General features: G+C 75.1%; 1 pseudogene. It reads right to left on the reverse strand.

The features are described from left to right. Positions 1-205, reverse strand: a pseudogene (locus ACU18_RS20115) (metallophosphoesterase); the annotation flags it as partial.

Raw genomic sequence — 205 nt, forward strand, 5'->3', positions numbered from 1 at the left:
TGCCCCACCCGGGCCAGGACGTCCGCTGCCGCCGTGGAGCTTGAATAGTCGCCGGCCGCCGTGACGTGCAGTTCGCCGGCAACCGCGGGGATCGGGGCGGCTTCGGCGGCGTCGGTGCTGCCCGGCAGCAGTTCCGCCAGCACGGGATGCAGCGCCACGGTGCCCGCCATGACGACGGCGGCGCTCGCCAGGATGACGGTGGCGC

The sequence above is a fragment of the Arthrobacter sp. ZBG10 genome (assembly GCF_001238605.1).
In the GTDB taxonomy this organism is placed as follows: Bacteria; Actinomycetota; Actinomycetes; order Actinomycetales; family Micrococcaceae; genus Arthrobacter.